Source organism: Klebsiella sp. OBRC7, assembly GCF_000293135.1.
Classification (GTDB): domain Bacteria; phylum Pseudomonadota; class Gammaproteobacteria; order Enterobacterales; family Enterobacteriaceae; genus Klebsiella; species Klebsiella michiganensis.
This window is the reverse complement of the sequence record NZ_ALNJ01000030.1, coordinates 46630-59481: the sequence shown is the minus strand read 5'-3', so window position 1 is coordinate 59481 and position 12852 is coordinate 46630. Positions and strand designations below refer to the sequence as shown.

Annotated in this window: 12 protein-coding genes; 6 read left to right on the top strand and 6 right to left on the bottom strand. The window is 47.8% G+C overall.

The features are described from left to right. The first annotated feature begins 1 nt into the window (after window position 1). Entirely contained in the window at window positions 2-1063 is a 1062-nt protein-coding gene (locus tag HMPREF1144_RS08275) for a hypothetical protein (protein ID WP_009652397.1), read from the top strand. A gap of 32 nt (window positions 1064-1095) precedes the next feature. Here HMPREF1144_RS08275 and HMPREF1144_RS08270 read toward each other — a convergent pair whose 3' ends face one another. Continuing rightward, window positions 1096-1446, bottom strand: coding sequence for a hypothetical protein (locus HMPREF1144_RS08270; RefSeq protein ID WP_096490181.1), 351 nt, complete (start codon window positions 1444-1446; stop codon window positions 1096-1098). Window positions 1447-1449: 3 nt separating this feature from the next. Here HMPREF1144_RS08270 and HMPREF1144_RS32890 point away from each other — a divergent pair, with 3 nt between their 5' ends. Then, window positions 1450-2292 (top strand): hypothetical protein, encoded by an 843-nt coding sequence (locus HMPREF1144_RS32890; protein WP_009652472.1) that lies wholly within the window; start codon window positions 1450-1452, stop codon window positions 2290-2292. A 30-nt stretch (window positions 2293-2322) separates the two neighbouring features. Here HMPREF1144_RS32890 and HMPREF1144_RS08265 read toward each other — a convergent pair whose 3' ends face one another. Beyond that, entirely contained in the window at window positions 2323-3207 is an 885-nt protein-coding gene (locus tag HMPREF1144_RS08265; RefSeq protein WP_009652385.1) for a RepB family plasmid replication initiator protein, read from the bottom strand. Window positions 3208-4426: 1219 nt separating this feature from the next. After that, on the bottom strand, window positions 4427-5032 hold the full coding sequence (locus tag HMPREF1144_RS08260) for a hypothetical protein (protein ID WP_042927262.1): 606 nt from the start codon (window positions 5030-5032) through the stop codon (window positions 4427-4429). A 598-nt stretch (window positions 5033-5630) separates the two neighbouring features. Between HMPREF1144_RS08260 and HMPREF1144_RS08255 the strand changes: the two genes are divergently transcribed. The 4 genes from HMPREF1144_RS08255 to HMPREF1144_RS08240 all read left to right on the top strand — a co-directional run bounded on the left by HMPREF1144_RS08255 (window position 5631) and on the right by HMPREF1144_RS08240 (window position 8352). Further along, window positions 5631-5972: a hypothetical protein gene (locus HMPREF1144_RS08255; RefSeq protein WP_009652448.1), complete on the top strand. Its 342-nt coding sequence runs from the start codon at window positions 5631-5633 to the stop codon at window positions 5970-5972. Between the two features lie 290 nt (window positions 5973-6262). Further along, window positions 6263-6802, top strand: coding sequence for a hypothetical protein (locus HMPREF1144_RS08250; RefSeq protein WP_009652388.1), 540 nt, complete (start codon window positions 6263-6265; stop codon window positions 6800-6802). Between the two features lie 117 nt (window positions 6803-6919). Further along, window positions 6920-7675 (top strand): DUF2971 domain-containing protein, encoded by a 756-nt coding sequence (locus tag HMPREF1144_RS08245; RefSeq protein WP_042927261.1) that lies wholly within the window; start codon window positions 6920-6922, stop codon window positions 7673-7675. Between the two features lie 29 nt (window positions 7676-7704). Further along, window positions 7705-8352: an EcsC family protein gene (locus HMPREF1144_RS08240; RefSeq protein WP_009652451.1), complete on the top strand. Its 648-nt coding sequence runs from the start codon at window positions 7705-7707 to the stop codon at window positions 8350-8352. Between the two features lie 149 nt (window positions 8353-8501). On the opposite strand, the gene HMPREF1144_RS08235 is transcribed toward HMPREF1144_RS08240, so the two are convergent. From HMPREF1144_RS08235 to HMPREF1144_RS08225, 3 genes are read right to left on the bottom strand one after another with little or no spacing between them, the layout of a single operon-like run. Next, a complete protein-coding gene (locus HMPREF1144_RS08235; protein WP_009652386.1) occupies window positions 8502-10001 on the bottom strand; it encodes a helix-hairpin-helix domain-containing protein in 1500 nt (499 codons plus the stop codon). Window positions 10002-10028: 27 nt separating this feature from the next. Further along, window positions 10029-11795: a PP2C family serine/threonine-protein phosphatase gene (locus HMPREF1144_RS08230; protein ID WP_009652454.1), complete on the bottom strand. Its 1767-nt coding sequence runs from the start codon at window positions 11793-11795 to the stop codon at window positions 10029-10031. Beyond that, on the bottom strand, window positions 11795-12835 hold the full coding sequence (locus HMPREF1144_RS08225) for a TerY-C metal binding domain-containing protein (RefSeq protein WP_042927259.1): 1041 nt from the start codon (window positions 12833-12835) through the stop codon (window positions 11795-11797). The genes HMPREF1144_RS08230 and HMPREF1144_RS08225 overlap by 1 nt, the downstream gene beginning before the upstream one ends. Window positions 12836-12852: the final 17 nt, after the last annotated feature.

The following is a 12852-nucleotide window of genomic DNA, read 5'->3' as shown; positions in this document are numbered from 1 at the left end:
CATGAAACGCAATGCACGAAAGTGGATCCCATTTGGTTTTGATAAAGACACAAATAAAATCGTTGATATTGCCAGTGTTGAAAATGGTCTTTCGTGCAATTGTATTTGCCTCATCTGTGGCACCTCTCTCATAGCCAGACAGGGACAAAGTAAAAAATGGCATTTCAGCCACTCCACGGATGTTAAAGGCGTTTGCAGTGAACTGACCTTACAACATCTAAAAAAATACATTCAGATGAAGATACAGGAGAAAAAATTTCTGGCTCTTCCACACCTTTTGCACGGTAAGGAAAAAGGTGTTGTAACACTTAAAAATATCACCGCTGGTGGGATTGTATGCGGGCTGAATGCTGACCTTATCGGGCAGTGTAATGACACAACTATCGGGATCTTCATCAATGATACAGCTGAGGACATCCAGCCAAATCCAGACCTGTTAGCCCAGACCGGCCAACTGGCGCTGGTTGAGATAGATGCGGTTCGAATAGAAAGCATCGTCGCTCCATACCGGGAGAAAGGAGAAGGCATAAAGCTGATGGTTGCGGTAGAAAAGTTACTTTTCGTTTCTGAGGAAGCGAAAAAATGGATCTACCATCCAATGATGAAAACGGTTAAGCCTGATGCCTTACACCAGTACAAGAGGGAGTTCACCAGCAGCGGTAATCAGCTTCTTTCGTTGATCCCGCATGAACTGCCGATAAGCATGAATGTATTACCGTTGTCACCATCTCTGCAGTGGCATCATTTAAGGTGCACCATAAACCTTCTCTGTGGTTTAAGCCGCGCCGATATACCTCCAGGAAGTAAAGCGTTTGACGAGTTGGTATATTTTATCCCACGTCTGCTTGAAGCTTCAGAATCTATCAATGTCCCGGCATACGAACGGTGGTACGACTTTTTTTTACGTAAGAGAGGTGATGGTGAACTGAATGAGGCTGAAATGGCATTCATAGGGTTCATCATCAAAATAATCAACTGGAACATGTCTATCCATCAACTGCCTGGCTTCGATGACAAACAGGCCTTTCATGACTGGTTTCTCCTCAATGACCGGAGCAAGTAAAACGGTCGCTCAGAAATGTACCACCTTTGTATTTAGTATTTAGCACTTAACATAAAGTCATCACTGCTGGCGGGTAAACCGGTCCCGCAGCGGCCCCCGCGATCAATGATGGCGAGCGAATTGCTGGTGTCCTGTTCAACATTATCACTGCTGACGGGTAGACCGGTCCTGCAGCGGCCACCGAGATCAATGCTGGCGGGTAGATAGCTCACCTCCTGTTCAACATTATCACCGCTGGCGGGTAGACCGGTCCTGCAGCAGCCACCGAGATCAATGCTGGCGGGCAGATAGCTCACCTCCTGTTCAACATTATCACCGCTGGCAGGTAAACCGGTCCTGCAGCGGCCACCAAGATCAATGCTGGTGGGGGGGAAACAGTTCACGTTGTGTTCAGGCTATCACCGCTGGCGGGTAAATCGGGCCTGAAGCGGCCACCGGTATCAACGCTGGCGGGTAAACCGGGCCTGCTGCGACCACGGGTATCAACGCTGGCGGGTAAACTGGGCCTGCAGCGGCCACGTGCATCAACGCTGGCGGGTAAACAGGGCCTACAGCAGCCACGTGCATCACCGCTGGCGGGTAAACCGGACCTGCGGCGGCTACGGATATCAACGCTGGCGGGTAAACAGGGCCTACAGCAGCCACGTGCATCAACACTAGTGGGTAAACCGGGCCTGCAGCAGCCACGTGCATCACCGCTGGCGGGTAAACCGGATCTGCGGCGGCTACGGATATCAACGCTGGCGGGCAAACAGGGACTCCAGCGGCCACGAGTATCACCGCTGGCGGGTAAACCGGGCCTGTGGTGGTCACGAGTATCACCGCTGGCGGGTAAACCGGGCCTGTGGTGGTCTCGTGCATCACCGCTGGCGGGTAAGCCGGGCCTGTGGTGGTCTCGTGCATCACCGCTGGTGGGTAAGCCGGGCCAGAAGGGGGCACGGGTATCAACGCTGGCGGGTAAGCGGGGCCTCCAGCGGCCACGGGTATCAACGCTGGTGGGTAAACCGGGCCTGTGGTGGTCACGGGTATCAACGCTGGCGGGTAAGCGGGGCCTCCAGCGGCCACGAGTATCAACGCTGGCGGGTAAACCGGGCCTGTGGTGGTCACGGGTATCAACGCTAGCGGGTAAGCGGGGCCTCCAGCGGCCACGGTTATCAACGCTGGTGGCTGATTGCCACCTGATATCAGATCTGTGCGGGGGTCACGAAAAGAAGGGATGTATGTGGTAGCCAGCTGAGAGCTGGCTACTCAGACAGTGGTCAGGATATTTTCTTATTTCTGTTTAGAATGACCAGCACATAATCACCACGGGATTTCTCGATCGAATACTTCAGGAAGCCAGCTTCTTCCAGCTGCTCCAACGCCCGTCTGATGGTGGCATTCTGAGAGCCTTTGTGTGCAGTGAGTTGCAGCCGTTCCCTGAGTCGGTCAAAGCCAATGCGATAGAAGTTATCCGGTAACTCCACAAGGTACAGGTACAGCGCCTGTGCTGACTCTTTTCGGGCCAAGGTTTTAAGAATTTTAAGGTATAGCCTAGTTTTACCATCGACCTGGTAGAGGGTGTTCAGGTCCGGGTTTGGCCTGATGATGACCTCATCGGTACCCTCATCATAGTAAGAGGTGGAGACCAGACTCATATCAATTTTGATTTTTTTGCCTTCAACCGAAGACGGCTTTATGAACTGGAAATGCGTATGCTGAATTCGCGTCAGAGAGTCACTGAATCGCTTGCGTAACCGGGAGTCGACACGCTTTGTCGCCAGCCCGCAGCTGCATGCAAAATCAATGAAATTCATTCGTACAGTGCCGTCCTTTTCCAGGTACTTATTGGTCAGTGAATCCACAATCCCTAACCAGACCTTAAAATCAGTATCCATATCAAGGCGCGGGCCGAAAATGCTGATCTTCTCGTAACCTTCTCCGGAGAGAGATGACAGTCTGCACAACTCCTTGGTGGCGTCGATGTGATGTCCTCTGGACATGGGATCAGAACCATCTTTCAGGGTCGGAACAAATACACCCAGTCGCAGAAGCGATTTAGGTTGGATGCTTTGTTTCGAGTTGGGGATCAGCTGTATAACTTCGCCCGTACTTTTTTCTATTTCAGTGATAATTAACGGTAATTGATTGTTTTCACTGTTCATTGTGAGAAAAGCCCCGCTTGTGGATACTTATGGAGAATACCCGCTAGCGTTGATAGTTACAACCCGCCAGCGTTGATAATCCACCCTCCAGCGTTGATTACTGACCCTCCAGCGTTGAGCATTTGCCCTCCAGCGTTGATGAACTACCCGCCAGCGATGATACAGAAACCCTGAAAGCCGCATGAATAAAGGGCTAAGCCGATCGCTATTCTTTTGTTGTTCTTTGTTGTTCTTTGTATAAACCTCATTAATCTTAATTAATTATTCTATCCGGTGGATAACTTCAAAAAACATAATCAGGGGATCGTGAAAATACTTTAACCACGCAGGTAAGTGAAAAGCTTAGCGTTAGCGATAAGAGTTTCTCAGCTGACGGCGTTGACTGCCCAGACTCATTACTTCTTAAAAGGGATCCTGCTGGTACAAGTCTTTGTTCTGATGAAAATTCAAGGCCTGTGACTGAAGTGTTTCAGGCCATAACGAGCCGGTCTACTACCAGAAGTAATTCGTCTTTCCCACTCAGATCACACTATCTGTAATGGTTATTCTTTCTATAGTGGTTATTGTTAGACTTATCTGACACCGAGAAAAACCGACAGTCAGTCTGCTTCTCCCGTTCATTTACAGACATGCCCCCTAGTGTGCTGCGGTGACAGTGATGTACACGGTTTCTCACCAGGCAGATGGCTTAACAACAGGCTTGCAACATTATGCCCACAGTTTTACTCGTTGATTGCTACAGTGAAGTCGTTCAGTCGAATCCCTAGTGCGCCCCCAGTTGTATCTGTTCGGCTCATTCTTAAATCCCGCCATCACCGGTAGAGCTGTGTTATACAAGTACAGTCTGCAGATGTCATGCTGACTAAAAAGGGGGGAGGGTGAAGCCGGTGGATTGCCCACTGGCACAGGAGACGCAGTCGGATCATCGATCCAGGAGCAGGCTGCCGCAGGGGAACTGTCTACTGTAGCCGACGCCGGTGGTGGCAATCCGGCAGCGGGCCGCTGCAGGGGGAATGTCTACTGTGGTCGACGCTGGCGACGGCGTCCCGGGAAAAGGCCGCAGCAGAGAACATGTCTACTGTAGTCGATGCCAGTTGAGGTGTCCTTGCAGCTGATCGCCTCAGGGGGGAATGTCTATTGTAGCCGACGCCGGTGGGGAACTGTCTACTGTAGTCGACAGTAAAAACGTGTTTCACACCGGCGAAATATCTTCAGATAGTTATCCCCTGAAGGTGACTAATTGTTTTAATGCATCTTCAGCCCACACTTCAAGGTCATCGTAAGTTCTGAACGTTTTACTTATTACCTTACCGGTTGCATCTGATGTACCAAACAAACTGAAACCTAACCTGCTACCGGGCGCGATTTTAAATTCGTCTACATCTACAGCCCGGCCATTTAACAACCACCACAGGTAATTGAAAAAATCTGGTTTTGATAAGCCCGCAGTACCTAAAGCTGCTCCCCTTGCCAGGTCCTCCCCCCGATAGATGGTTGGTTTCGGAGGCTCCCCGAGACCACTGCAGTTCGGAAGGACCGAATCCCGACATACACTGTCCTGGTAGATGGTGAAACGGGTTTCAAGCGAATCCTTAACAATACGCCCCCACATGATGAAGTGACATGCTCTGTGCCAGCTGCGAACCCGAGAGCTTCTCTGTAATCCATTGCAGAGAAGGCAGACTGCAGGCTTTTTGGCTTCATCACGAACATTTCGGTTGTACGATTTCATCTCGACCAGGAAGAATCGGTCGCAGACACCGAACAGGGTATCGGCATTAATATCCCGGTCGCGGCCGTTCAGTGAGGCAATGAGATCACTCATTCCGTATTCACGGCATGCATTCCGCACCTGAGATTTAAACACATCGGTAACGCTGTCTTCTCTGCCTCTGTTACTCACACAAACCTCGCTCAGTAAGAAATTACGCCGTGACGGCGGGGCCACCAGCGATGAATGTTAAAGCGGGAGGTCAGGTGAAACAATCACCGAAAACGGGAGGGACGGACAACCACACCCAAACGTAAGACAACATGCCTCGTAGCCCTGCAAAGCCTTTGCCCCGGAGTGTCACGCTCTGCGTGAGTCACGACTGTGCACATTTTCGGCATATTCTTTTTTTCTTTTTTTTCATTTTTCTCTTTTTTTCACACGCGCGGCGAGGGGCGGGCTGGGCACGGTAAAGGTCCAAAGAACTTGAGGTATGTTGTCTTACGTTTGCTATTTTATCGCCTGATGGTCGTGCCGGCATTCAGAAATTATGGAGATGGCCAACTCCGGGTTTTCCCGCATTGTCGCATACAGTAGACACCTCTCCGGGGTCAGGTGCCGGTCCCACTGGACTATTCTGCCCGGAGCTGCTGGTCGTTACGGCTCTTAACTGTTACCCTGGATAGTGACTGCATATCGGGGGGGATAGGATATGGGCAAAGTCCAGGGGATTTTTGTTGGTCACCGAAAGTTTGCTGTAGACAGCGACTGGAAAAAACGAGAAGAAGAGCGACGGTATCAGCAGCGTTGCCAGAAATTTGATGCATGGTCAGAAAAGTGGATCACCGTCTACAGACTTAAGTATTACCGTCTGTGGACAGACGCCGCCATACGCCGCTGGCTTGGTGAGCCCCAGCAGCAGGGCAAATATAAGGTTTTCTCTGTTGAAGCCGTCAGGATAGCGGAAACACGCCCGGATTTTCAGGCATGGCTACAGCCCCGCATTGATAAAAAACGGACCATGGCTAAAATTTCAGAAATCACCTCTCTCTAAATGTGAATATCTTTGGGGAGTATCCAACGCAACACGGTGCCTGAGGCATACCGACGCAACGCGTCTGATGCCATTCCGGTCATTGTACTTGGGAGATTTGTCATCGACCAGGCGTAGTCCGGGAATGGGCTTGGTGCCTCACTTCTTAGGGTGCGATATACCGTACACAAATATTGCCTTTCATGTCGCGGTGTAAGCACTGATCGTGCATGCGTTGAATGAAAAAGGGTAGGTGGGCACAGTCAGTGGTTCTGATATATTCATCTTTTTAGGTGCATGAGGTTAGCATCATGGGTTTGGGAAGTTTGTTTGGTTTGACTAAAAATGAGTTTGTGATTGGCGGTGTTAAAACAAAATTGCCTGAAACAGATGATGAGACAATGGACTTAGCGGAACTGCTGGCCCGACAGTTGGGAAGTAAGCTCCCCACCGAACAGGATGTTTACTGGTTTGTTATTGAATTTTACGATCGAGCGTCTGCATTTAACCACTCGGCTAGGGCGGTGTTGAGTAACCTACCTTTTCGTCTGTTTGAGATGGAGTATGAAGGTCGTAGATCCGAAATCTCATATGTAGGCAGGAAGAACCCTGGCGTCACTTACCTTCTTGAAGAAGTAGCGCCTTCGTTCAAAAAAGCGGTATCTCATCTTGGGGCTGGCCCTGAACAGGTTATAGTCGCTATTGTATATCTTGTTTTTTGCACAGCACAGGCTGAGATGATTAAAAACTTGCGTGTTAAATATGCAGTCCACTATCACAACAACTGTATATCTAGCGGGAGTTTCAACAACGCAGAAAAATGGGGGGAAGTGATCGACAGTCTGGAATGACACCACTGTACCCAACACATTTTTCCTTGCAGCAAGGCTTTACCTCATTAAAACCACCAATTTTTTGGTGATTCTCAATGAGAAACAATCAATAAGATATTAGAAAGGATAGTGTTGATGGAAAATGAGCTAGAAAAACTCAATAAAAACATAATTAACATTAGTGATGTTGATGCTCCTGTTTATAGGATATTTAGTTTTGAACGATTTTTAGAAGTAATTGCTGCAAAACAGTTGGTATTAGTTCGACCTTCTATGTGGGATGATCCATATGAAAACTTTTTCCTCAAGACTGAAGTGGTTTCTGATACTGGAGAAATAGCGTCTCTGGAGAACCTTAGCGACTCATGGTATGGTCAGTGTTGGACTGAAAACGAAGACACTGATGCAATGTGGAGAATTTATAGCCCTGAAAAAAGAGGAGTGAGAGTAAAAACAACCATCCGAAAACTATTCTCCACCTTGAACAATAAATCTGACGAATATTGCAGTCTAAAATACTTCATTGGAAAGGTAAGTTATAAGGATAAAGAAGAAATCAAAGAGTTCATTACTTCAACCTCATTTACGGCATTCATCAGTGGAGGGCAAAATACGCAATTCGCTGAGCTATTATGTACCAAAAGAACTGCCTTTTCCCATGAAAATGAAGTCAGACTCATTGTCGATGATATAGGTGATAAAAATGGGAGTGGGGATCTATATAAAATAAATATCACTCCTGATGACCTTTTTGAGGAAATCTGCCTTGACCCACGTTTGTCAAGTACAGACTTTGTAAATCTAAGAGCGAAAATTCAGGGGATGGGTGTCAGCACAAATATAATACAATCAGATCTTTACAAACTAGACCTCCCACGTTTAAAACTGTAATAAAAATTATAAATCAACAGGATAGTCATATGGCAGATAAAATTAGCGAAGGAAAAATCATGCAGGCTCTCAACTGGGCCTACGATAAAGCACTGGATGGAACCATTCCGGGAACGAACTCATCTTACGAGATGGCTGAAAACTATCTGAAGGGTGAAGGGGACTTAGCAAAAAAGGTCAACTCTCTTATTAGATGGCAAAATACAAAATCTGCCACTACTGGTTTTGTTTCCGGACTTGGAGGTATTATTACTCTACCTGTAGCAATTCCAGCAAGTATCGCGACTGTGATGTATGTCCAAATTAGTATGATAACAACAATTGCTATCATGGGCGGTTATGATGTTAAGGATGATCGTGTGAAAGCGCTTGTTTATTCGTGCCTAGCTGGTAATGCTGCAAAAGACATTCTTAAGGGCACAGGGATTGTCATTGGTTCAAAACTGTCCACGCAGTTAATTAAGAATATTTCAAGAGAAACAATCACAGCTATCAATAAGCGTGTAGGTTTCAGACTGCTCACTAAGTTTGGTGAAAAAGGGGCAATTAACTTAGGTAAAATGATCCCACTTGTAGGCGGAGTTATTGGCGGGACTTTTGATGGGGTTTCAACAAATCTTGTAGGTAATATAGCCAGGAAGACCTTCATTGAAGGCAATATCATTAATGATATCTAATGGACGGTCTGAATATGACGAATGCTGAATTTAAAAAATCAGTATAGCCGCAACGTTCCGTTTCGACTATGATATTTATGGCCCACCTAATGGTGGGCTCATATTGACGTTATGATATCAATGGTAAAGGTTAACAAGAGAAACCGTATCTAATTATCCAAAAGCTGAACCACCACCAATCGCCCACCTTCCTCAGTAGAGAAAATAAACTGAGCGTTGTCATCCAGGCGGAGCTTATCACCAATAGCTATCACTCTGCGGTCGGGTAGAGACATCAACCCGTGTATTCCCTCGTTTACAAGCCACCACTGGTCATTATGGAAAACGAAGTAACCCACTCTTTTTCTCTGGTCAGCAGTTGTTCTTTCATTGGGTGCAACCAGCCGGTTAACATGCCAGGCATATACAGACTGCCCGCTCCAGACCATTAGCCGGTGGTCATCAGGCCTGAAAGACCCTGCTTTTCTGGATGAATACAGATTCAGGATCGGAAGCTTACCTTTGTATGGCGTTCCACAGTAAGGACACGCCGGTTTCGTTTTGCCGGAAAAAACGTACCACTTCTGCTCACAGGCATCATTCTGGCAAGGCTGAACTAAATCGACCGTTTTTACCAGGGCCGTTTCCCATTCATCCGCTGTAGGCCGTTTTGACGGATCATGCAGCCCGTCAATAAATGCCCGGTCGAATAGCGGTGTTAAATAAGGTCCCAGGACGGTGTATGGGATTTTCTGAGGATCGGCCCAGGGAAGAGAAAATGAGGAGACCTGGCTGATTTTAACCGCGTTGCTGTGGTCTGTGTGATGTTCGATGAACAGAGCCTTTTTCCCCATAGCAAGGGCTTCATCCCGCACTTCATCGTCCATGTCATGGATCTTTCCACCCCGTAAGGGATGACGAAAAAGCAGATACATATAAATCAGCACTGAAAGCGCATGCCGGTCGGTGGCTATGCTTGGCAGAACACGCTTAGGGTCATCTTTGGGGAGGTGGCTTGTTGTCACCACTTCCGGGGCAATAAAATCTGGTGTGCCAACCACGTCGGGGGGGTATTTGCCAGGTACAACCAACCCGTCAACATCGATGATGCACGCGTGGCCCAGTTCAGGGTCTATCAAGACATTCTTATAGCTCAGGTCACTGTGGCACAGTCCTGCAGCATGCATCCGTCTGACTGCCCGGGTTAACAGTAAGCAAACTTTCAGGTAGTTGAGAGTATTGCCCCTTTCACGGGGATCTAGAAATTTATTCTGATTGTTGGCGCTGGCGAACCATTTCCCTTCTTTTTCCCGTCCTTTGATCCCGAGAAAGTCGTTATTTTTGGAGCCATACCGGAAAAAAAAGTGCTGCTGATAGGAGGGCACCACAATCCCCACCTTGTCGCCGTGCTCGACAACATCTGTAGGCCAGCAAAAAAGACCTTTCCAGTAATCTCCTCCTGATTGTTCGAAAATATTTTGCCGGTATCTGCCCGTTATCATATTAATACGTTCGCGGGCCTGGTCGTTCTGAGGCTTATGATAGAAGGCCACAACGTACGATTTATCTGGAGAAAAATACACATCCTTCATTGAGCCTGAGCCGATGACTTCATCGACATACTGAATGGTTTTTCCATCCTTAGTTTTACATGTAACAATATTTGCCATGAATACCCACCTGTGGTCCCATTAAGCTCACCAGAGAACAACGATTGTCCGATCATCATGATTACCCGGGGAGAAAAAGTTTAACCACTCCACCAGCTGCGATGAGGCCAGATCAGGAACAGAGAGAAGAGGATTCAGCTCTGTCATTAACGTGTCCCATTTCGTCGGATTCTGTAGTCCGTTGTCTGTCTCAAACCACGGGTCGGATACACCATCAGTCATCAGCACAAGGTGAGAGACATCATTCCACTTACCTATACTGATGCGTTTACTGAAACCTGAATCACTGACGGCCTCAGCGTCAAGAAATCGTGTCTGTCCGGCATATTCTCCACTATCGGCAGCCCCAAGGACCCTGACCTTTCCGACCGGTCCATATGCAGCAATAGCGCCATCGCCAAGCCAGAAGGACGCAGCAAACAGTTCAGAGCCTTCACGAAAAGTGACGGTCGCCAGTAAAGTTGTTGAGAATGACTTTGCTTTGTCCTGGGCCATAATTGCTGCACTACTGATGTTATGCACAGCCAGTAACGCAGCTTGCCTGAAATGGTGATTCATGAAATCCCATACAGCCCGCTGATCTTCGCTATTCCATCGCAGTACTCTGTCTTTGATTTCATGACCCTTTTCTGCTTTTAGTTGACTGAAAAGGTAGTTACCAACGGTTTCAGCTACAATGCGAGAGCCTTCACGAGAAAATCTGGCACTACCTGCTCCGTCTGCCACCAGCAACACGTTCCATCCGGATTCATCACTGACATTGATATAAAAATCATCGTCGCGGAAGGTACCGGCATGTTCGTGGGAACGTCCACGTCGACTTGCAGCAACGATATTTACAGTTGCAGAGCTGATATTTCGATGATCGATACTCTTTTTGAAAAAAGGAGCGTCGGCAGGGGGATCAATCACTTTCCAGAGGCTTTTGGGGTCGGGATTCACAACAAAAAGTAACTTTTTTTCATTATCTGAATGTGAGGGACATGACCATTTCACTGTCATTTCAAAGTTTCCGCTGAATGCTGGCGTTCCTTTCAGGCGCTTCTCTTTTTTACAAAAGAGCAGACCGATATCTTGGGAAAAATGAATATCTGTCACTTCTGCCGTAACACCGCTGTCAGTAATGACATCTACCAGTGCGTCAAAAGATTCACCGACCCTGGCATTTGCAAGAATAATGGATACGTCAGGCGCTTTCTGGAGAGTAGGAGAATGCTCCGTCGTCTTTTTGTGGGGTATTTCTCCCGGTCTGAGTAAGATCGCCTCAGACTGACGAGGCGATTCAGCTGATTCCAATGTATCGTCACTATCTATAATGCCCGATATCTCTGCTTCTGATGCGGTTGACAAAGCCTGTTGCACATCATTAATCACTGATAAAGCCTGCACAGAAGATTGCTGATTAGTCGTGTCAGCGGTCTCATGTACAGGAGTTTCATTCATATCCTGCCTGGATGTTTCTGGTTTGATTTGTACAACATCCATTTGTGCATTATGGTCGTCGTTTTGGTTTACATCGTTCTGAATGGGAGGTGGCGATTGTTCACCACAGAACGTAAGTAAGCTGCTTTCCTGCTGGCTAACGTATGCGGCGTCAACCTCTTTATGAGCAGTGGCGTCAGACAACGGTAACCTGAGCCCCGGGTTTCTCACACACTCTCTTAAATCATTTATAAGCCCGCAAATAGCCGGGTCGTTGCTTAGTTTTAGTGCGACCTCAGGATCGGATTTCCCCGCTGACTCTTCCAGAATAAGAGAGACAATTTTATGCTCCAGTGTACTCAATTCACTCATCAGCCGCGTCCTCTGCTAACGTTGAAATCGGAATGACCACCGTCGTCCTGAAAAGACAGTCCTTTCTCACACCATGGGCAGATAACATCATCGGGCCCATCGATGCAAAGAAGCTTCCCACAGCTGCACATCGCGAAAGCGCTACTGTTTCCACAATGCGGGCATCCAGGTACACCGTGGAGTTCACTGGTATTAACCTGAACGCCAGATGCGACCATATCCGTCCATGAGAAGTAGTCTTCATCGATCGGATAGCAGCCTGCAATATTGAAGGTGTTCAGGTTCAGGTCAAATGCAAGTCCTGACACCTTAGCCGGTGGCCGTTCATACTTCATAAGATAGGGTCGACGTGTTTTGCTGCAACGCCCGGTCAAAACCACGCAGTTATCATCGTAAGCTCTGGTGATTTCATCTTTGGCGAGTTTGACAATATAGTCGGTCTGTTTCAGTGGCGGTTGAGTATCTTCTCCTACGCTTCTGCTGTGGGCCGTGACGGAGGCGGTGATCCACTGTATGAAACGCGTGAAATCTCCGTCCTGGCTTTCCGTAAACAGTAAAACGTTTTCAGTCAGTTGGCGAAGCACACCAAGGTCTACCGAATTCCCCATACCTACCGCGATCAGGTTCACTTTTTTGGCGTAATAATCATTCCAGCGTTTTACTTCACCCGAAATATCATCGGTAGGACGTCCATCGGTGAGCAGGTAAACCACAGGTTTCCAGTCTCCTTTTTCTTCGAGGCTGGTTTTACGCACCTGAGAATCTATTTGTACCGTAAGTTCCCGTAGCGCTGCCCCAAGGCTTGTCCCTCCTCCGACAGGAAGGCGAGGGGGATAAAAAGACACAATATCATGAAGGGGTACAATAGTTCTGGCGACACCCGCAAATGCAATAACCGAAATCCAGGCTGTTTCGAGTGCATGGGGGTCCTTACGCAGATCGTTAACGATCATCTGTAAGCCATCATTCATCCTTTTCAGATTTTCACCAATCATGGACTCTGAACAGTCCAGAACAAAGAATACGGGAAGCCGTCTCATAAGAAACCCCATCACGC

Bases quoted from the DNA above. Each gene is read 5' to 3' on its own strand.
- HMPREF1144_RS08275 (WP_009652397.1), top strand. From the start codon at position 2: ATGAAACGCAATGCACGAAAGTGGATCCCATTTGGTTTTGATAAAGAC.
- HMPREF1144_RS08265 (WP_009652385.1), bottom strand. From the start codon at position 3,207: ATGAACAGTGAAAACAATCAATTACCGTTAATTATCACTGAAATAGAA.
- HMPREF1144_RS08260 (WP_042927262.1), bottom strand. From the start codon at position 5,032: ATGAGTGATCTCATTGCCTCACTGAACGGCCGCGACCGGGATATTAAT.
- HMPREF1144_RS08255 (WP_009652448.1), top strand. From the start codon at position 5,631: ATGGGCAAAGTCCAGGGGATTTTTGTTGGTCACCGAAAGTTTGCTGTA.
- HMPREF1144_RS08250 (WP_009652388.1), top strand. From the start codon at position 6,263: ATGGGTTTGGGAAGTTTGTTTGGTTTGACTAAAAATGAGTTTGTGATT.
- HMPREF1144_RS08245 (WP_042927261.1), top strand. From the start codon at position 6,920: ATGGAAAATGAGCTAGAAAAACTCAATAAAAACATAATTAACATTAGT.
- HMPREF1144_RS08240 (WP_009652451.1), top strand. From the start codon at position 7,705: ATGGCAGATAAAATTAGCGAAGGAAAAATCATGCAGGCTCTCAACTGG.
- HMPREF1144_RS08235 (WP_009652386.1), bottom strand. From the start codon at position 10,001: ATGGCAAATATTGTTACATGTAAAACTAAGGATGGAAAAACCATTCAG.
- HMPREF1144_RS08230 (WP_009652454.1), bottom strand. From the start codon at position 11,795: ATGAGTGAATTGAGTACACTGGAGCATAAAATTGTCTCTCTTATTCTG.
- HMPREF1144_RS08225 (WP_042927259.1), bottom strand. From the start codon at position 12,835: ATGAGACGGCTTCCCGTATTCTTTGTTCTGGACTGTTCAGAGTCCATG.